Annotated in this window: 19 protein-coding genes; 6 read left to right on the forward strand and 13 right to left on the reverse strand. The window is 41.0% G+C overall.

Features of this window, described 5'->3' with window-relative positions:
- The first annotated feature begins 31 nt into the window (after positions 1 to 31).
- The 3 genes from apbC to PVK79_RS13315 all read left to right on the forward strand — a co-directional run bounded on the left by apbC (position 32) and on the right by PVK79_RS13315 (position 4441).
- The gene (gene apbC, locus PVK79_RS13305; RefSeq protein WP_257325869.1) at positions 32 to 1111 is read left to right on the forward strand and encodes an iron-sulfur cluster carrier protein ApbC; all 1080 of its coding nucleotides are present in this window, start codon (positions 32 to 34) and stop codon (positions 1109 to 1111) included.
- 3 nt (positions 1112 to 1114) lie between these two features.
- Positions 1115 to 1702 carry a dCTP deaminase gene (dcd, locus tag PVK79_RS13310; protein ID WP_145233702.1) on the forward strand — a complete coding sequence of 196 codons (588 nt, stop codon included), beginning with the start codon at positions 1115 to 1117 and terminating at the stop codon, positions 1700 to 1702.
- 270 nt (positions 1703 to 1972) lie between these two features.
- On the forward strand, positions 1973 to 4441 hold the full coding sequence (locus PVK79_RS13315) for a putative bifunctional diguanylate cyclase/phosphodiesterase (protein ID WP_257325871.1): 2469 nt from the start codon (positions 1973 to 1975) through the stop codon (positions 4439 to 4441).
- Here PVK79_RS13315 and PVK79_RS13320 read toward each other — a convergent pair.
- On the reverse strand, positions 4392 to 5171 hold the full coding sequence (locus PVK79_RS13320) for a CLCA_X family protein (protein WP_182759799.1): 780 nt from the start codon (positions 5169 to 5171) through the stop codon (positions 4392 to 4394). The two genes, PVK79_RS13315 and PVK79_RS13320, sit on opposite strands and share 50 nt — an antisense overlap.
- Positions 5168 to 5773, reverse strand: a complete 606-nt coding sequence (locus tag PVK79_RS13325) for a tRNA-uridine aminocarboxypropyltransferase (protein ID WP_145233708.1) — start codon at positions 5771 to 5773, stop codon at positions 5168 to 5170. The genes PVK79_RS13320 and PVK79_RS13325 overlap by 4 nt, the downstream gene beginning before the upstream one ends.
- Before the next feature lie 150 nt (positions 5774 to 5923).
- Between PVK79_RS13325 and PVK79_RS13330 the strand changes: the two genes are divergently transcribed.
- Both PVK79_RS13330 and PVK79_RS13335 read left to right on the forward strand, forming a co-directional pair.
- On the forward strand, positions 5924 to 6268 hold the full coding sequence (locus tag PVK79_RS13330) for an Hpt domain-containing protein (RefSeq protein ID WP_145233710.1): 345 nt from the start codon (positions 5924 to 5926) through the stop codon (positions 6266 to 6268).
- A gap of 106 nt (positions 6269 to 6374) precedes the next feature.
- Entirely contained in the window at positions 6375 to 7592 is a 1218-nt protein-coding gene (locus PVK79_RS13335; RefSeq protein WP_145233714.1) for a pyridoxal phosphate-dependent aminotransferase, read from the forward strand.
- Positions 7593 to 7663: 71 nt separating this feature from the next.
- Here PVK79_RS13335 and PVK79_RS13340 read toward each other — a convergent pair whose 3' ends face one another.
- The 4 genes from PVK79_RS13340 to PVK79_RS13355 are packed head-to-tail and all read right to left on the reverse strand — an operon-like array spanning position 7664 to position 10597.
- A complete protein-coding gene (locus PVK79_RS13340; protein ID WP_149981188.1) occupies positions 7664 to 8131 on the reverse strand; it encodes an outer membrane lipoprotein in 468 nt (155 codons plus the stop codon).
- Between the two features lie 20 nt (positions 8132 to 8151).
- Positions 8152 to 8787 (reverse strand): penicillin-binding protein activator LpoB, encoded by a 636-nt coding sequence (lpoB, locus tag PVK79_RS13345; protein ID WP_145233716.1) that lies wholly within the window; start codon positions 8785 to 8787, stop codon positions 8152 to 8154.
- A gap of 11 nt (positions 8788 to 8798) precedes the next feature.
- Entirely contained in the window at positions 8799 to 9224 is a 426-nt protein-coding gene (locus PVK79_RS13350; protein ID WP_145233718.1) for a YcfL family putative periplasmic lipoprotein, read from the reverse strand.
- 8 nt (positions 9225 to 9232) lie between these two features.
- Positions 9233 to 10597: a COG3014 family protein gene (locus tag PVK79_RS13355; protein WP_257325878.1), complete on the reverse strand. Its 1365-nt coding sequence runs from the start codon at positions 10595 to 10597 to the stop codon at positions 9233 to 9235.
- Between the two features lie 340 nt (positions 10598 to 10937).
- On the opposite strand from PVK79_RS13355, the gene PVK79_RS13360 reads away from it, so the two are divergent.
- Positions 10938 to 11819 carry a DMT family transporter gene (locus PVK79_RS13360; RefSeq protein ID WP_145233722.1) on the forward strand — a complete coding sequence of 294 codons (882 nt, stop codon included), beginning with the start codon at positions 10938 to 10940 and terminating at the stop codon, positions 11817 to 11819.
- Here the strand turns inward: PVK79_RS13360 and PVK79_RS13365 are convergent.
- The 7 genes from PVK79_RS13365 to PVK79_RS13395 form a co-directional block, all read right to left on the reverse strand.
- The gene (locus PVK79_RS13365) at positions 11800 to 12501 is read right to left on the reverse strand and encodes a M15 family metallopeptidase (RefSeq protein ID WP_145233724.1); all 702 of its coding nucleotides are present in this window, start codon (positions 12499 to 12501) and stop codon (positions 11800 to 11802) included. The two genes, PVK79_RS13360 and PVK79_RS13365, sit on opposite strands and share 20 nt — an antisense overlap.
- A complete protein-coding gene (dapE, locus tag PVK79_RS13370; protein WP_145233727.1) occupies positions 12498 to 13628 on the reverse strand; it encodes a succinyl-diaminopimelate desuccinylase in 1131 nt (376 codons plus the stop codon). Before dapE ends, PVK79_RS13365 begins: the two co-directional genes overlap by 4 nt.
- Complete coding sequence (locus tag PVK79_RS13375) at positions 13625 to 13972, reverse strand: ArsC family reductase (RefSeq protein WP_182757706.1); 348 nt, start codon at positions 13970 to 13972, stop codon at positions 13625 to 13627. The genes dapE and PVK79_RS13375 overlap by 4 nt, the downstream gene beginning before the upstream one ends.
- Positions 13973 to 13977: 5 nt before the next feature.
- Positions 13978 to 14472, reverse strand: a complete 495-nt coding sequence (locus PVK79_RS13380) for a PTS sugar transporter subunit IIA (RefSeq protein WP_145233732.1) — start codon at positions 14470 to 14472, stop codon at positions 13978 to 13980.
- Positions 14472 to 14870 (reverse strand): ACT domain-containing protein, encoded by a 399-nt coding sequence (locus PVK79_RS13385; RefSeq protein WP_182730970.1) that lies wholly within the window; start codon positions 14868 to 14870, stop codon positions 14472 to 14474. The genes PVK79_RS13380 and PVK79_RS13385 overlap by 1 nt, the downstream gene beginning before the upstream one ends.
- Before the next feature lie 224 nt (positions 14871 to 15094).
- Positions 15095 to 17245, reverse strand: coding sequence for a phosphate acetyltransferase (gene pta, locus PVK79_RS13390; RefSeq protein ID WP_257325881.1), 2151 nt, complete (start codon positions 17243 to 17245; stop codon positions 15095 to 15097).
- Between the two features lie 2 nt (positions 17246 to 17247).
- Positions 17248 to 18459 carry an acetate kinase gene (locus PVK79_RS13395; RefSeq protein ID WP_257325883.1) on the reverse strand — a complete coding sequence of 404 codons (1212 nt, stop codon included), beginning with the start codon at positions 18457 to 18459 and terminating at the stop codon, positions 17248 to 17250.
- Between the last annotated feature and the right edge of the window lie 173 nt (positions 18460 to 18632).

Below are 18632 nucleotides of genomic sequence, written 5' to 3' on the forward strand. Positions count from 1 at the left end.
ATTTTCATCAAAGAAACACTATTTTATTGTTATGTTTGGATTGTCGAAACTATTCTCCTCTAAATCGGTGCAAAAACAACCGATTATTACTGCCTTAGCAGGGTATCGCAGTGCCGCTTTTGCTGTCGGCATTGATGAAAAATTCATTAAAAGCATTGAATCAAAAAGTGATAAATCAATATTGCTTCACTTAACGCTGCCATTTGCTGCGTTATCTGAAATGCCAAAGGTAGCTGCGTTTGTAAGCCAACAACTTAATCAAGCAGTGACAATTAACGCAAGCATTGAGCTGACTGAAGCATGTAAGTTCAAAGCGATAAAACATATTGTGTTGATTGCATCAGGTAAAGGTGGTGTAGGTAAATCAACCACCGCGGTAAATTTAGCGGGTGCACTCAAAGCTGAAGGCGCAAAAGTGGGAGTTTTAGATGCGGATATTTATGGCCCGTCTATTCCAATGTTGCTAGGCCTTGAAGGAGCAACACCCACGGCTAAAAATGACAAGCAATTGCTACCATTTGACGCTAATGGCATCAAAGCACAATCAATTGGCTTTTTAGTGCCTAGTGATGATGCCACAGTTTGGCGTGGACCGATGGCGTCGGGCGCATTAACGCAACTGTTAAATGAAACTGCATGGGGTGAACTTGATTACCTGATTGTAGATATGCCACCAGGAACTGGGGATATTCAACTTACTATGAGTCAGAAAGTACCTGCCAGTGGCACGGTGATTGTGACGACTCCGCAAGATTTAGCACTTGCTGATGCGCAAAAAGGCATTGCCATGTTTAATAAAGTGAATGTGCCAGTATTGGGCTTGATTGAAAATATGAGTCATTTTTTATGCTCACATTGCGGCAAACCAAATCATGTGTTTGGCAAGGATGGCGCAATAAAATTAGCTCAGCGTCATGGTGTGCCTGTGTTGTCGCAAATTCCTTTGGCGATTGATATTCGCGAATACTCAGAGCAAGGCAAATTAATTGCGATGGATAACCAGGCTGCGGTGAGTGAAACATATGCTGATGCTGCGCGGCTGATTGCCAGTATGCTTTACTATCAACAACCCCATCATAATTCAGTCGAAATTGTGATTACGGATGATTAATTAATGAGATTATCAGATACCCATATTAAAGAATATATTGCCCAACAGCGTATTATTATTGAGCCAAGTCCGACCGATGAAATGATTTCTGGGGTAACGGCAGATTTACGTTTAGGTAATAAGTTTCGTGTATTTCAAGATCATACAGCAGCTTATGTTGATTTAAGTGGTCCAAAAGATCAGCTTAATAAAGCAATGGAATCAATAATGAGCGATGAAATCGTGTTAAAAGAGGGCGATGCATTCTTTTTACACCCAGGTGAATTAGCCCTTGCGATGACCTATGAAAAAGTCACGTTGCCGGCAGATATCGTTGGCTGGCTTGACGGCCGTTCTTCTTTGGCACGTCTAGGTTTAATGGTGCATGTAACGGCCCATCGGATTGATCCCGGTTGGTCTGGTAATATCGTGTTAGAGTTTTATAACTCCGGTAAATTGCCGTTGGCATTACGACCAATGATGAAAATCGGCGCTATGAGCTTTGAGACCATGTCAGGCCCTGCTGAAAATCCGTACAACACGCGTAAAGATGCTAAATATAAAGATCAAACCAGCGCAGTTGCAAGTCGTATTAGTGATGATAGTAACTAATTAAAATATAGCTTTAAAATAAAGGCTTATCATTTGATAGGCCTTTTATTACTTAAGAATATAATCACTCGATTTAATTACCATACACTCTGCTTAAGCATTTTACTGACATATTATTCCCAAGTTTAGGTTATTTACTGGCAATTTCACTTAATACCTCCATACTTTAATTATAGTTTTATAATGTACTATTTATATAATGCACATGGAGTGACAGTGGATCAGGCAAGCATATTAGCGCGAACATATTGTATAAAGATTTTGTTAATATTGTTTAGCATCACTGCTACAACGCCTTTGCTGGCTGATGAAGTGATTTCCAGTGGCTGGATAGTGCCAGCAAATACGCCTTTTCAAACTACCAAACCTTTACTAGAACAAGTTGTCGCTACAGACTCAAAAACAGATTTATCACATGTTCGTATCAAGGCAGAGCAAGGCTATTGGTTTATTATTGATTTGGATAAACAGTCGCAATCAAAGATTGAGGTAATTTATGCAGATAACTCCCATTTAGCACAGCTTGATTTTTATACTCTTGATGAGAATTTCAACCCGTTAGCTGAAGTAAATAATGATGCATACCGTTACGTTAATAAGGTACTGCCACATGCAATTTTGCCTACAGAAGAAGATACTCGCTGGGCTGCAGTCTATGTTCGTCATAGTGAAGATGAATGGCTCAGTGTTGGGCTTTCTACAGGTACGCATTTTGCTAAGTTGACCAACACTAAACTGCGAAATTTCTTTTTGATAACAGGATTATTGCTGTTGTGTATTGCCGTTGTTGGCACTGTATACGGTTTATCCTATCAAGCAAAATCACTTTACCTACTTGCATACCTTGTATGTGTGTTAAGCGAGTTCTTAATAGCAAAAGGGGTATTGAATTACTTTAATATTGAATTTGCGTCTTTATGGTATACAAAGCTACAGTTTTCATTTCAAGTGCTGGCATTGGGGGTGATTAATTTTTACTTTATCCATTATTTACAGTCGCAGAACCTTTTAAATGCTCGACAAGATAAGTTAACAGTTTATATAAGTTTATTTTGTTTTGCAGCCATCTTAAGCTGTTTTATGAAGCAATCAGTACATCTAACCGTGGTAATTCTATGTTTAGGTTTTATGTTAGTGATGCTGAGTTATTTATTTTTTTATTGGCTAAGTAATACCAAAAAAGTGGTGCAATTTAAGTTTGTACTTGCCTGGTTTGCAGTGATTTTACAAACGTTATGTTGGCAAGCAACGCTGGTGGCAGGTGCACAGATACAGCAATTTAACGATGTGTTACTGGTGGTAAATGTGATTGCTGCTGTGATGGCGTTACTTATTCATGAGCGTAAGTGTGTTAAGCAATATAGTTACAGTCTTACTCATGACGACGATACAAAACTACCCAATAAACAGTTACTAATTAAGCGCCTTGATAGCGAGGTGAAATTAGCAATCGAACATTCTTTATTGTTATTTAGGCCTGCTGTACTGATTAATGCTCGAGCAAATTTTGGCTATGAACATGTAAATGAGCAGATAAAATTAACCATGGGCAAATTAGCGCAGCAATTAGCCTCAATGAATGTATTGTGTGTTGAAGCTAACCATCAGCATAGTCGTTGTATTGCCAGGTTAGATGACAGTACTTATGGGGTCGTGATAATCGGCAAGCTAGAGTTAAGCCAAATAGAACAGTTTGTATGTGTGATTAATAGTGTCTTTGCTGAGGGTCTCACTCATAAACGTATTCACTTAATTGATAAAGTTGAAATCGGTGTAGCAAATTATCCTCTACATGCCAGTACATCATTACAACTAGTCCAGCGAGGGCTGCAAGCACTGGCGGTTAAACCCCTTCATGGTGAACGCTGGCATATGTTTAATATAGAGAATGTGACGTTATCGCAACGGCGCATTGCGATTGCATCAGCTCTAAAAGAAGCCATTGAATACGATCAGCTTAGTTTATTTTTTCAACCGCAGATATATCTAAACACCGGTAAAGTGCACGGCGCGGAAGCTTTATTACGTTGGGAGCATCCACAATTGGGTAATGTTCCCCCTGATTTATTTATCCCTATTGCTGAATCATCAGGGATAATTTCAGATTTAACCGAATGGGTTATTACGCAAGCACTGCAATATCAAAAGAAAATGATTGTATTATTGCCTGAGCATATTGTATCTATCAATATTTCGGCTAAAGATTTGCTGCGTAAAGATTTACCAGTGTTATTTATAACGTTGTTGAATGAGCATCAACTCAACCCGGCTAATGTAATGTTAGAACTAACGGAATCGGCAACACTCTTTGAGGGGGTTGATATAAAAAATGCCCTGAATGATTACCGTTTAATTGGCGTTAAAATAGCAATTGATGACTTTGGCACGGGGTATTCATCACTCGCGTATTTGAGCAAAATGGGCTTTGATGAAATAAAAATAGATAAGCAATTTGTAATGAATATTGAATACTCTAAAAATGATCAAACAATTTGTCGTGCTACCTGTGATATTGCCAAATCACTGGGTTCATACGTAGTGGCCGAAGGGATAGAAGATAGCCAAAGTATGGCTAAATTACAAAGCTATGGCTGTGAAGTTGGTCAGGGATACTTTTTTTCACGACCATTACCGTTTGACGATTACATGCAGTGGCTTGAAGAAAATCTTGAAACCACCACTGTATTTGTTAATGATCTTGAAAAAGTCGTTGACCTAATTGGGAAAAATAATTATTAAGTGCGTGATTACAAATTTTCAAGCTATCGTGTTTAGGATAAATAAGTGCTGAGTTATTGAGCCCAGAGACTAAAAAGTGATTAACGATCTGCTCATTACAAGCAATACATGCTTCAAAACTACGCGCAGCTAGCTCTTCAGGCATACTCATATAAAACTGCTGCTGTTGTTTATCAAATTCTATACAGTCTAAAACATATTGATTAGCGTGTTGACCGGTTGGTTCTAGAAATACTCCTTGGTAAAACTTATTTAATGCTAAGTTTAGTGGGTGACTTTGCTCAATCGTGTGCTCCAGCCAAAGTTTAGAGGCAAAATGCTGTGGCGAATGCTGGGGAAATATGTGCTTAGTTATGTGATGATCAAACGCATGAAACCATTCATGCGCCAGCGCGCCACCACCTGCATTTTTTGCCAGCGCAAGAGTTCGAGTACGGCTATTATAATGTGCTTGGACGTGTTGTTGACCGCCATGGCCAAAAGCAAAATTGAGTTTCCCCCTCAGACCAATGGTCTTTGGCGGCACTTGCAGTATTTGCGCTAAATCGGCTAGTGCGTCGTAAATTAAATTAGCACTAATAAAGCGTTCTTCTTTGGTGACCCATTTACCCACCACCATAGTACGAAAACCAAATGTATCGCGGATATCACTAAAGTCAACTTGGTCATCAAATCGATAATCCGGTCCCTGGCGGTAAAACCCGCGCTTTAAGCGATTATTGGCACTCATTTGGCTTGATAACGCGCTTTAACATGCTCAGGCATAAACTGGGTTTGTTTGCTGTTGAGTGCTTCCAGTGCGTGGTACAGAGGTTCAGGGTTAATATGCTCAATCAAGGCTAAACTATGTGCAACCGCTTCTAATGTGGAGAGGCTATCTGCACGGGGAGCTTTGCGAATACGATATCGATTTTGTGGGATCGTCGTAAAGCTGACCTTTTTAAAAGCCGCAAGGGCTGGGGTAAGTTGCATGATCTTAAATGCTTTTTTCCAGGTGCCATCGATTACAATTAGATGACTTAACCGGCTTTTAAATTGTTGTGCTGCGGTACTTTCATCATCCAGTAGGATGGCATTATCATCAGGGTAGAGTAAGGCTGTTGTGGCAACGGGTAGTGTGCTTAGTTGTGCAAAATCAGCCTGCGTTTCTCCTACCATGATGTCGTATTGCGTTAGGCACAGTGTGAGTAAACGGGCGGTGTTTTTAGTGATTTTTACTTCGCTAGGATGCTGCAAAATTATAACTTTGAGTTTATTTTCCAGTACCGACAAATCTTCACAAAGGCACGTTTGTAGACTAAATTTACAATTAACACACAATGAACGGGACATAAAATAATCTTGTTTAATAGCAATAAGTTGAAAAACCCGCTAATTATACGCTTAATGAGACAATTAGTTGGTTTTTTTTCTATAGAACGATAAAGTATAAAAATAGTATAAGTTACTGGTTTAGTGTTGCTAAATACAAAAGGATGAATAATGAATACAATAGTCATTGATGAAAGCGCATTGGAAAGTATGGAATCGTTATTAGGCGAGCAATTTAGCGATACGCTGACTTTTTGTTGTGCTGAATTTGAACGATTAGGCTCTGAAGTATTGGCTACAATACATAGTGATATCCAAGTCGCAAGTCGCCATGCTCATAGTTTAAAATCAAATGCCGCGCAGTTTGGTGCCAGCAGTCTATCTCAGGTAGCCAGAGAAATTGAACAAAGCTTAAATAATAATGATGTTTCTCAGGCGCTTGCGGCAGCTCAGCAGCTTGACAACCAAGTTGCCGGTTCAGCAGCTAAGTTAACTGATTGGTTACAAAGCCGTTAGTTAGCTATACCCAGACGTGAATTTATTTCAGTTTTGAAGTATTAAATCCACTGGTATTTAGCCCCTTTACTAGGTTAATCTAGCTGTTCCACTAGTAGAGGTAAAAATGTCAGAAATTAAAAAGAGTCATAAATTACAAGGCGTTTGTTATGACATTCGTGGGCCGGTGTTAGTTCAGGCTCGCAAAATGGAAGATGAAGGCCAAAAAGTTTTAAAATTGAATATTGGTAATCCTGCGGCATTTGGGTTTGATATGCCTGAAGATATGCACCGCGATATTATTCGTAACTTGTATTCAGCCCAAGGCTACTGTGACTCCAAAGGCCTCTACTCAGCCCGTGTGGCTATTTATCAGCACTACCAACAACGTGGTTTATATAATCTAGACGTCGATAATATTTATATTGGTAATGGGGTCAGTGAATTAATTCAAATGACGACCCAAGCTTTGCTGAATAATGATGATGAGGTGTTGATCCCAGCACCTGATTATCCATTGTGGACCGCTTCAGTCAAACTTGCGGGTGGTAATCCAGTCCATTACCTATGTGATGAAGAGCAAGATTGGTTCCCTGATATTGCTGATATTCGAAGTAAAATCACGTCAAAAACTAAAGCATTAGTGCTGATCAACCCTAATAATCCGACGGGTGCAGTATACGACGACGCACTTTTACAGCAGTTAATTGATATTGCACGTGAACATAAATTACTGTTATTGAGTGATGAAATCTACGAGAAGATTTTATACGATGGGATCACGCACAGCTCCATTGGTGCACTGTGTGATGATGTGCCGATCATTACTTTTAATGGCTTAGCAAAAACCTATCGCGCAGCGGGTTTGCGTATGGGGTGGATGGTATTAAGTGGCCGTACTGCATTGATGGATGATTTACGTAAAGGTTTAGATATCTTAGCCTCTATGCGTTTATGTGCCAATGTGCCGGCACAATATGCGATCCAGCAAGCATTAGGTGGCGTACAGTCGATTGATGATTTAATAAATCCCGGTGGGCGTTTATACGAACAACGTGATATTGCATGGCGTGGTTTAAATGCGATAGAAGGTATTTCGTGTGCAAAACCAAAAGGAGCATTGTACGCATTTGCCAAAGTAGATACTGAGCGTTTTAATATCAAAAATGATGAAAAAATGATTTTAGATTTACTCAAAGCAGAAAAGATCTTACTGGTTCACGGAAGAGCATTTAACTGGCCAAATCCAGATCATTTCAGATTGGTATTTTTACCTAACAAAGATGATTTAACGACTGCTATGAGTAAGATGCAACGCTTTTTCAGCGATTACAGACAAAGCTAACGTAGTAATAAAGTTATAAATACTAAAAAGCGAGCATTAATACTGCTCGCTTTTTAGTTTAATGTAATAGCTTAATAGGCTTTATCAACGCGGACTGTATTATCTGATAAATATACTAAGCGCACGCTGTCGCCAGTTCTAAATATCATTTGATTGTCTTTGTCTTGTACCACCATAAATTGTTCACCATTTTCAACTTTGATCATTAACTCGACTAAGTGGTATTGATTATAATGGCTGCTTTGTTGCCTGTTGTTCGCCACACTGCCACCGATGACCGAGCCTAAAATAGTTGCTGCGGTGCGACCACTGCCGCCGCCAAATTGGTTACCAATAACGCCACCAAGTAATGCACCGCCAAAGGTTTTCCAGCCACTATTTTTGTCTTGAACAAGTTCTTGCTCGGTAATATTACGTACAGATTGAACACTGCCAAATAGTACTTGCTGGACAGGAACGGCTTTATTGCGTTCGTATGCGGCAAAGCTTGGATTACTGATGAGCAGGGCTGTACACAGCCCAAGTATGAGTTTATTCATCATTTACCTCCTCAGCTGAATTACCAGCCAAAGGTTGATTTTTCGCGGGTTTTACGAATTTCTGTTTCGTCCGCCCATTCTACTAAGCCACTTTTTAAATCCATTAAGCGCATTGTGAATTTATAGTATACGTCGGCTTTATCGGCATTCGATTTTACGATGCTCGACAGGTTGCCATAAAGCATATACTGCGCGCCAACTTGTTGGCCAAATGCAATCGCTTTAGTTGGGTCTACTAGGGCATCATCATTTTGAAAGTTCAATTGTTCTCGAGCGGCTTCTACGCGGCCCATATCAACAAAACGAAATTTACCACTGCGCAATAATTGTGTTGAAATTGAATCGGTAATTGATTCAGTATCAATGTGTTCACTGGTTTTGTTTTTTATACGTTCAACAAATACGATTGGTCGAGTATTAGCTGTTAATGTGCCGACCACAGGTGATGCCAACAGTGAATCCGTCATTTGGCTAGCGACTTTTTGTAAGTCAGTTGAACCGAAGTTAATATCAGTTGTTTCTACAGCTTGTGCGTCTCCGTAGCTGACTACGGCTTTATTGGCACAGCCACTGAGGGCAAGCGCACTCAAACCTAACAACGCAAAACCCGAGAGTGTTTTAAGCGTTGGTTTTTTAGTTGTGTTTACTGTATTCATAATGGTGTCCTTTAATCTTTAAATTCTTGTGCTTGTGTCGATACTTCGCGTACCGCTAATGAAAATGTAACCGCATCAGATGTAGGTGCAAGGCCAGGCAGTTGCACGTTAGCAAAACCAAATAAAGTCAATGATTGCCAAGGAGAATGATTGCCTTTGATCACAAAACCATCGCCGTCATACCAGGTAAATTGATACTGTAAATATTGTGATTTTTTATACTGACTCGAAAGTGTGACAACAACATCAGTTAATTGATTCGTTTGGCGAGTCTTTACATCACTAATGGCCAGCTTTTTACCTAGTGCAGGATTATCGACTTTTAGCTGTTGTTGGTATTGCGCTGAAGCTTGTTCAACACTTATACCTGATGTAGTCGGTCTACTGGTACAGGCAGCAAGTAGACAGACCGTTAATAATGGCACTAAATATTTCATGATAGCTCCTAAAGTTGCACTACATGGGAATTAAAATAGTTGTTAATAGAGGTTAGATAAATCAAGGTTAACCCTTGCTTACTAACCGTAAAGTTTATGTCTTTCTGATTGGCAAGTTTTAAAACATGGTCTCCTGCTGTTAACTGGGTGCGCGCAACACTTATTTGATTAGGTAAAGTTAACCAACTGCGGGTATCTGCTTGCTCAGAGGCTAGGTTGTATAGATTAGCGAGTATATTACCCACATCGCCGCCACTTCTAGCCAGCTCTGCCCGTACTTTTTCTTTAGCGACTAACCTTAGTATTTGCCTCGATACTCTTGCAGGTGTTTGTTCTTCAAGTGTTTTAGCCGCTAACGCTTCTATTCTTACCAATGGACTCAAAGGTAAAGTCTGTGTTCCGATACTAATGGCATTAACCGTTGGTATATAGGCTCTATCTTTATAAACGGGCATCGCTAAGCTATAAAAACGAGCATCACCACCGGATGTATTAATCGGCAGGCGCAACACAAATTCATCTTTTTCTGGCACTAAACCTTGTTCGATCAAGACCACAACGTCACCGCTGTTGGCGACTTGTTTTGGCAATTCAGCTAAGCGTTTTTTATACTCGGCAAAATCTTGATCAAATCCTTGCTGTTTTGCTAATTGCAGTACAACCTGCTGCAAATAGGTGTTTTCAGGGTTGATCTCTAATGCCTTTTTATAATCAATATAGGCATCATCGTATTGCTTATTACTTTGATAGAGCAAACCTGACAGATAAAATGTAAACGCATTTTGATAGCCATTTTTTACGTTTTTGATCACCTCATCCATACTTGGGTAATGTTTTTGTGCTGCTTTTACGCTAGCATCTATGTCGTCTTGATTAGCCGTTAACGCATCTGTTTGTACTTTATTTGCACGGCGAACTTCGACTAATGCGCCCTCAATATTATGTTGATATATATAATTAAGTGCTTGGTAACTGTGCAGCATACTCATTTCATAAGCCGCTGGCGTATAGCTAATGACTGAATCATTGGTAAAAAGGGCGTTACTTTGTTCAAGCCCTGCGCTTACTTGTATTTTTGCTGCTTGGCGTTTTATTTCCATTTGCTGATATACCGCTTCGTACTGTGGTTTTGCAGCCTCATTTTGATTATTTAAATTGCTTAAACGGGCCTGCTCTAATTGATTGAGCAAGTAGTTACTATGTGACTGCCCATTAGTCGGCAAAAGCTGTTGGGCTTGGCCGATATTGTTGGTCTTAATAGCTTGGCGTACAGGCGTCATTTGGGTAGCGTAATCTGAAAACAGATCACTAAACCCAATGGTGCTGCATCCACTTAGCATGACACAAAAGCCAAAAATAACACTGCGTTGCACATGGCACTCCTTTTATAAGCGTTAATACAGATTAGCATAATCTAATCCAGAGAAGATGTTAAACAATGTAAAAAAGCGTAGCAATCACCGTGTTTATAAGAAATAGTTACGCGATCATTGGTCACTGAGTTGTTGCACGATACATTCGAATGATCAAAACAAAAGGTAAGCTTTGCGCTATTATGGCAATCCTGTATAAATAGGTACTTCAGGCAAACAGGTAGCTGATTTTCTTATTATGTTGATTAATTAATGGATCGAGTGGTTGCCGACTACTAAACGATAGAATAACTCACCTCATAGGGTTTAATGCTTAGCAAGATTAAAACTAAGGATCACTTTGAAAGCAACACTGTTTACGGTACTCGCCCTAGTGGCATTTGCAGCTAATTCTCTTTTATGTCGTATGGCATTAGCACAAAATTACATTGATCCATGGAATTTTACAGCTTTGCGGCTATTCAGTGGCGCATTGTGTTTAGGATTTATTTTCCTTATACAAGCAACACCAACAGAGTCTGTAGCTAGGGAAGATAACAATCTTAATAATGCAGAGCATGAACGTGGTAGTTGGCGCAGCAGTGTTAGCTTACTGGTTTATGCGTTATGTTTTTCAATTGCCTATGTAGAATTGGACACTGGAACTGGCGCGTTGATTTTATTTTCTGCTGTTCAATTGACTATGATTGGCTGGGGGATTTTCAACAAGGAGCGACTCACGACTGTACAGTGGTGTGCATTTATTATCGCTGTCATTGGTTTTGTGTATTTAATGCTGCCATCGGCAACGATGCCGTCAATGAGCCCAGCATTATTAATGACGATTAGCGGTATTGCGTGGGGGATATACAGTATTCGCGGAAAAGTGTGTCTATCCCCACTGAAAACCACAACGTTTAATTTTGTGCGTAGTTTATTTGCATTACCGATATTGTTGATCGTGGGTTTTGGTTATTTAACGGGGATCAGTTGGCAGGGGATCGCGCTTGCATGTGCATCTGGTGCTCTTGCGTCGGGTATTGGCTATAGTGTTTGGTATGTTGCCGTACCCTTATTAAAAAGCAGTCAAGCCGCAGTGGTTCAGCTGTGTGTGCCAGTGATAGCTGCACTGGCAGGGATGTTATTTTTAGCGGAAGAACTAAGCATTCAGTTTGTTATTGCCAGCGCCGTTATTCTTGGCGCTGTGCTGGTTTTTTTACTGGCTAAACAACCGCAGGGCTGACATTCAGCACGTAACGCTGATACAGTTGCGGCAAATTCGCCAAAATAGCAGCTTTGCCGGCAAGCTGACTGTTATTTATAGTATCAGCTAATACGGTTAAACTCTGATGTTGTAGTAAAATGTCAGATTGCACTATGTGGCTAATATGCCAAGGTTCAGGCGCAACGCCGCCTAAATCATGTTGATAAGGGCGATAAAAGCCATACTTTTCTAAATGACTATCAAGCCACTTGGTCAGCGCTGCAAAAGGGCCATTGTCTTGGTATTCGTGCGGCTCTAACTGCAGCTGATAGTCATCAGAAACACTGGCTTGGTCAAAAATATCAAGATCAGTACCAAAGTGATGGCGACTGCTTCCCGGTAGGGCTGAATAAAGCATAATGGCATGGCATTTTTCAATGTCTGTCATGGAGGCTAAATCAACGGGCTGTTGCTGCTTATTGAGCACAGGTCGATGACCATTAAATTTAGCATTCCAAATCAATGCTTGACGTTCAAAGTTACGAAAGCTTGATGCAATAGTCAGTGCAAAGCCTGCATCGCGAGCTGCATTTTGCAACTGCATAAAGTCATCAATAATGTCTTTATGCAGTTTATGATCTTGATAATCAACAAGCAGTAGCTCGTCTTTACCACAGGCACACTCAGCCAACTGCTGCGATGTGAGCTTAGCAGGGATCATGTTAAAAGTTGCTCTAGAATTTGCTCGTAAATATCAGCAAGTGCAATGAGATCATCACAATTAACGCACTCATTCACTTTATGAATGGTGTCGTTACGTGGGCCAAGTTCAATAACCTTTGCGCCGGTTTGTGCTATAAAACGTCCATCTGAAGTACCGCCAGTGGTTTCAAGTGCGGTATTTAAGCCAGTTATTGATTTGATGGCTGCAACCGTCGCATCAATAAGCGGGCCGCCTTCGGTGATAAATGGCTGACCGTTAACAATCCAACTCAGCTCGTATGCAAAATCATATTCAGCCAGAATGTCGTTAACTCGTTGCTGGAGTTGCTGATGAGTTACTTCGGTACTAAAGCGAAAATTAAATTGCACTTCAAGCTCGCCTGGGATCACATTGCCAGCTCCCGTACCGCCATTAATATTTGAAATCTGAAAACTAGTAGCAGGGAAAAATTCATTGCCGTTGTCCCATACCGTTTGACTCAACTGGGCAAGCATTGGCGCTGCAATATGAATAGGGTTTAGAGCAAGTTGCGGATAAGCCACATGACCTTGTATGCCTTTAACAGTTAAAAAGCCAGTCAGTGAGCCTCGGCGGCCATTTTTAACGACATCACCCAGTACATCACGCGATGAAGGCTCGCCAACCAAACACATATCTATTTTTTCACCTCGGGCCTCCAGCGTATCGATTACTCGCGTGGTGCCGTTGATAAAAGGGCCTTCTTCATCAGAGGTAATTAAAAAAGAAATTGAGCCTTTATGATCGGGGTGTTTAGTTACAAATCGCTCGGTTGCTACCACCATGGCAGCTAAAGAGCCTTTCATATCAGCCGCACCACGGCCATGCAACATGCCATCGGCTAGAAAGCCAGAGAAAGGCGGGTGCTGCCAGTTCTTTTCTGGTCCTGTTGGTACTACATCAGTGTGACCTGCAAAGCAAAAGTGCGGTGAGCTGTCGCCTTTACGTGCCCATGTATTTTGGGTGTCAGTAAAAAACAGTGATTCAATATTAAAACCAAGCTGTGCCAATCGCTCATTCATTATAGTTTGGCAATCTGCATCTTCAGGGGTGACTGAGCGACGCTGTATTAAGGCTTGTGCAAGTTCGATGACGGGATGATTCATGATGCAAAAATCTCATCATATTGCGCTGGTTTAAAACCTAAATGATAGCTGTTGTTGCGAATAAGCACTGGGCGCTTGATCATTGCTGGTTGTGCTACCAAAATTGCCAAGGCAGTGTGTTTATCAAGGTTCTGTTTTTGCTCATCTGATAATTGGCGATAGGTTGTGCCACGTTTATTGACCAGATCTTGCCAGTCGATGTGCGTTGCAAACTCAGTGATCATATCAAGGCTTATGCCGTCTTTACGGTAATCATGAAAATTAAAGTCAATGTTGTTATCGGTTAAATATTTTTTGGCTTTTTTTATAGTGTCGCAGTTACTAATGCCGTAAAGAGTCGTCATATTAATTACTTCTTAGTTAGTGTTAAAAGAGTATCTACCCCAGCTGTAACCTGAGATAAAGAATAATGTATTGGTTTAAGTTGATGCCCGTTAAGTAAAATAAGGCTGGCAAGTAAGGGGCTATTGAGATCTCTAAGATCAAAATAAGCGAGCCGTTGCCCTTTGGTTATTTTACTGCCGTTGAGTTGGGCTATATGAGTGTGTTTAATGTGTTGCTGTTGGTCTAAATATAAATTTAGAAGCACTTTTAAGCCATTGTTGGCTTGTAAAATAAATTCAGTACCGGCATTTTTTACTTGCATTAATGTACCATCAAAGGGCGCTAATATTTTATGATTGCTCAGGGCAACCATTATCCCTGGGCCAAGTGTGCCGTAGCTAAAGAAGGGTTCTGGGTGCTCGCTTAATGGGGCAACTTTACCACTAAAAGGGCTACAAATTGCAATACTGTTAGCCGCTAACTGACGTTGTGGTAAATAACTAATATCCGTGTATTTCATTATGTTAATTTGGGCTCATTGAGAAACTGATAGCCATCTTTTTTTAACGCGCTGATGGCATCTTTAATACGCTGTTGTTTTACTAAAACGTAATCGGTGTCGTAGGTTGAAATAGCAAAAATAGAGATATTTGCTGTGGCTAAAACTCCAGAAATATTTGCCATTATTCCGGTTAATGAAAAACCAAGTGGACCGATCACTTCTAACGCGCGCCAATCGTGCTCAGCATCAAGGCTTTCAATGGCGAACTGGCTAGGGCAAACAATAGATAACTCATCGTTGGTTTTGGCGATAATAAACATTGATTGTTTGAATAAAGCAGCGGGGATCTCGCTATCAACATCAAGGCTATGAATGGTAAAGGCCGTACTATGCAGTTGTAACGTTTGCTTAGACATTGCTACCCCTTTTTTAATTGTGAGACTTCCCATCTGTGTATACTGATCAATAGTATAGATTATCTTACTTAAATAAAAGAGCAATGTTGTCCACAATTTCTGTGGATAAGGTTGGGAATAGGGAGGTATAACAACGCTAAGCTATTTATTTTATTCATAATTTTTATTAGCTAAAGAAATGCACAGGGTAAAGTGATCATCATGCAATCACTTTACCCATGGTGTTAAATATTTTCGGCTTGTGCCGCTTGGATAGCAGTAAGCGCAATTGTATAGACAATATCATCAACCAAAGCACCGCGGCTTAAGTCATTGACGGGTTTGCGCATACCTTGCAACATTGGGCCGATACTTATCAAATCAGCACTTCGTTGCACCGCTTTATAAGTGGTATTACCGGTATTTAAGTCTGGAAATATAAACACCGTCGCTTTACCAGCCACTGGGCTATTTGGTGCTTTTTTAAGTGCGACATTTTCCATAATCGCCGCATCATATTGTAAAGGACCATCGATGATCAGATCAGGGCGTTTTTGTTGCGCTAACTTTGTTGTCAGACGGACTTTTTCTACATCAGCCCCAGTGCCTGACGTGCCGGTGCTGTAGCTTATCATCGCTACTCGTGGCTCAATACCAAATGCGGCGGCTGAGTCTGCAGATTGAATGGCAATATCGGCTAATTGCTCAGCGGTTGGATCAGGATTAATGGCACAATCCCCGTATACCAGTACTTGATCAGGTAGCAACATAAAAAACACCGACGAGACTAATGATGACCCTGGTGCTGTTTTTATTAATTGCAGCGGCGGACGAATGGTGTTGGCGGTTGTATTTACTGCACCCGAGACAAGACCATCGACTTGACCACGCTCTAACATCATAGTGCCAAGCACAACGTTGTCTTGGAGCTGTTCAAGGGCAACCACTTCAGTCAGGCCTTTGTTTCTACGAATATCAACCATAGGCGCAACATAGTCGTTGATCACATCATGAGGTTCGATAATGGTTACATTTTCGTTTAGCTCAACACCTTGTTGTATAGCGATACGTTCAATTTCTTCTCGATCGCCCAATAGAATGGTCTTCGCAATACCACGTTGACCGCAAATAGCGGCGGCTTTTATTGTTCGAGGCTCATTGCCTTCAGGTAACACTATAGTTTTTGCCGCTTGGCGGGCTTTATCCGTGAGTAAATAACGAAATGCTGGAGGTGACATTTTACGAGTTTTGCCGACACTTTTAGCAAGCGTATCTAACCAGTCAGAATCAATATGGCTGGCATTATGATGCTTTACTTTATCAATTCGTTGTACGTCATCGCACGGTACTTCCATATTAAAGTTATGCAGTAGCAATGAAGTACGCCAGGTGTCAGCATCTGTACTGAGGATTGGCAGGCCAGTGGCCATCGCTTGTTCGCACAAGGTCATGATCCGTGGCTCAGGTTTAAAACCACCAGTTAATAAGATAGCTCCTAATTTAGTGCCATTCATGGCTGATAAACAGGCCGCAACTAACACATCTGAACGATCGCCTGGGGTCACCAGCAGTGCGCCTGGGGTAAAATGATTTAAGATATTTGACACTGTTCTGGCACAAAATGTTACGCGGCGTAGACGACGATGAGCCATATCACCTTCGTTGATCACGTCAGCTTTTAAATACGCACATAAATCTTTAACGCGCGGAGCAACCAGCTCAAAATCCCATGGGATCGAGCCAAGTAACATAAACGGATGTTTTCTGAAAATAGGTAAAGATGCTAAGCGATTGAGCTCATTGTCAAGCTCGTCGGGTTTATGTGCTTCCACGAGATCGGCGCGTGCTCTGCCTTCATCATCCAGTGGTGCATTTACTTTATTAAAAATACAGCCTAATACGCGGGCATGGTCAACACTGCCATAATACCCGGCTGCAATTTCTAGGCGGTCTTCAATTTGATCGTTACTGTCATTACCAGGAGTGAGCACAAACACAATGTCAGCGCCGAGAGTTTGTGCTATTTCGCGGTTTACTCTACCTGCATAAGGTTGGCGGCGAGTAGGGACCATACCTTCGATAATTGCGACTACATCGTTGCCTATGGCATTTTCAAAGCGCTCAACAATTTCTTCAAGTAAATCATCACCTTTTCCATCCCCGATCATTTGCTCTGCATAATTTAGTGCAAAAGGAGTAGGTGGTGTAATAGGTGAGCCTTGGGTGACAATTTGTGTTGATTTTTCAGGGCCCGTTTCACCTGAGCGAGGCTGGGCTATGGGCTTGAAAAAATTAACTTTGACCGCTTTTTGTTCTAACGCACGCACTAACCCGACTGAGACCGATGTTAAACCAACCCCAGTAGAGATAGGTACTAGCATAATTCGACGTGCCATAATTATAACTCCTGTGCAATTGAGGCGGCATCAAGAGCAATGACCCACTCTTCATTTGTTGGCATTACTACTGCTTTTGTTTTTGCATTATTACTGTTGATAACCCCTTGTGTGCCAAATCGGGCTGCAAGGTTGGCTGTACTGTCGCAATCAAGGCCAAGATAGCTCAGTTGTGTTATTACTTTATCACGAATAATATCGGAGTTTTCACCAATACCACCGGTAAAAATTAACGCATCAAGGCGTTGCAATGGCACCATAAATGCGGCTATTTGTTTTGCTAAACGATAACAAAACATCTCCAATGCTAAAATGGCTTTTTCATTTCCTGCAACAGCAGCTTCTTCTATTGTACGACAGTCATTAGAAAGTTCACTGATACCCAGTAAGCCACTTTGTTGGTTTAATAAGTCATCAATTTGTTGTGCATCGTAGTTAAGTTGGGTGGTTAAAAAGTTAAATAAACCCGGATCAATATCTCCGCTGCGGGTGCCCATCATTAAGCCTTCTAGTGGAGTTAAGCCCATGCTGGTATCAACACTTTTGCCATTTTTAATTGCACACACAGAGCAGCCATTACCTAAGTGAGCGCTGATAAAATTACTTTGCTCAATAGGCTGGTTTAAAAGGACTGCTGTTTGACCTGCAACATAATAATGGCTGGTACCATGAAAGCCGTAACGTCTAACACCATAATCAGTATAAAGTTTATAAGGGAGGGCATATAAATAGGCAACATTGCCCATGGTTTGATGAAACGCGGTATCAAACACTGCTACTTGCGGTAGTCCCTTGAATGATGCTTGCGCAGCAGCAATGCCTAATAAATTAGCGTGCCCATGTAATGGCGCAAGTGTAGCGGCTTGAGTGATTCCTTTAATTACATCGTCGTCAATCAGTACCGATTTAGTAAAGTGCTCGCCGCCGTGAACCACGCGATGACCTACTGCAATAAGGTTTTCAGCTAAATGGTGTTCGTTAATAAGGCTAACTAAGGTATCGATTGCTGCACTGTGAGCTTGATTAGGCGCAAGTTCAATCAGTTGTTTTTTGCCAAGGTATTTGTATTTCACAGATGGCGACGATGAGCCTAGGCGTTCAGCAAGACCTGAAATGATTTCTTCAGATGTGGTGGCATCTAAAATAGCGAATTTTAAACTCGAACTTCCACAGTTCAGTACAAGAACATGATGAGGTGATGATTGCGAAGACATAACAGGATCCCATTTTTTGACAATTGCGCATTAAGCTTAGTTGTTATATAACCAAGTACTCGAGCATAGTGATTAAAGTAAAAGAGTCATTGGTCGATAAATTGCTATGGATATCTGTAATGACTATACTAAAGTCTAGTTGACTTAACGTGCGCTTATTTTAACTCATTAAT

The sequence above is a fragment of the Pseudoalteromonas rhizosphaerae genome (assembly GCF_028885455.1).
In the GTDB taxonomy this organism is placed as follows: Bacteria; Pseudomonadota; Gammaproteobacteria; order Enterobacterales; family Alteromonadaceae; genus Pseudoalteromonas; species Pseudoalteromonas rhizosphaerae.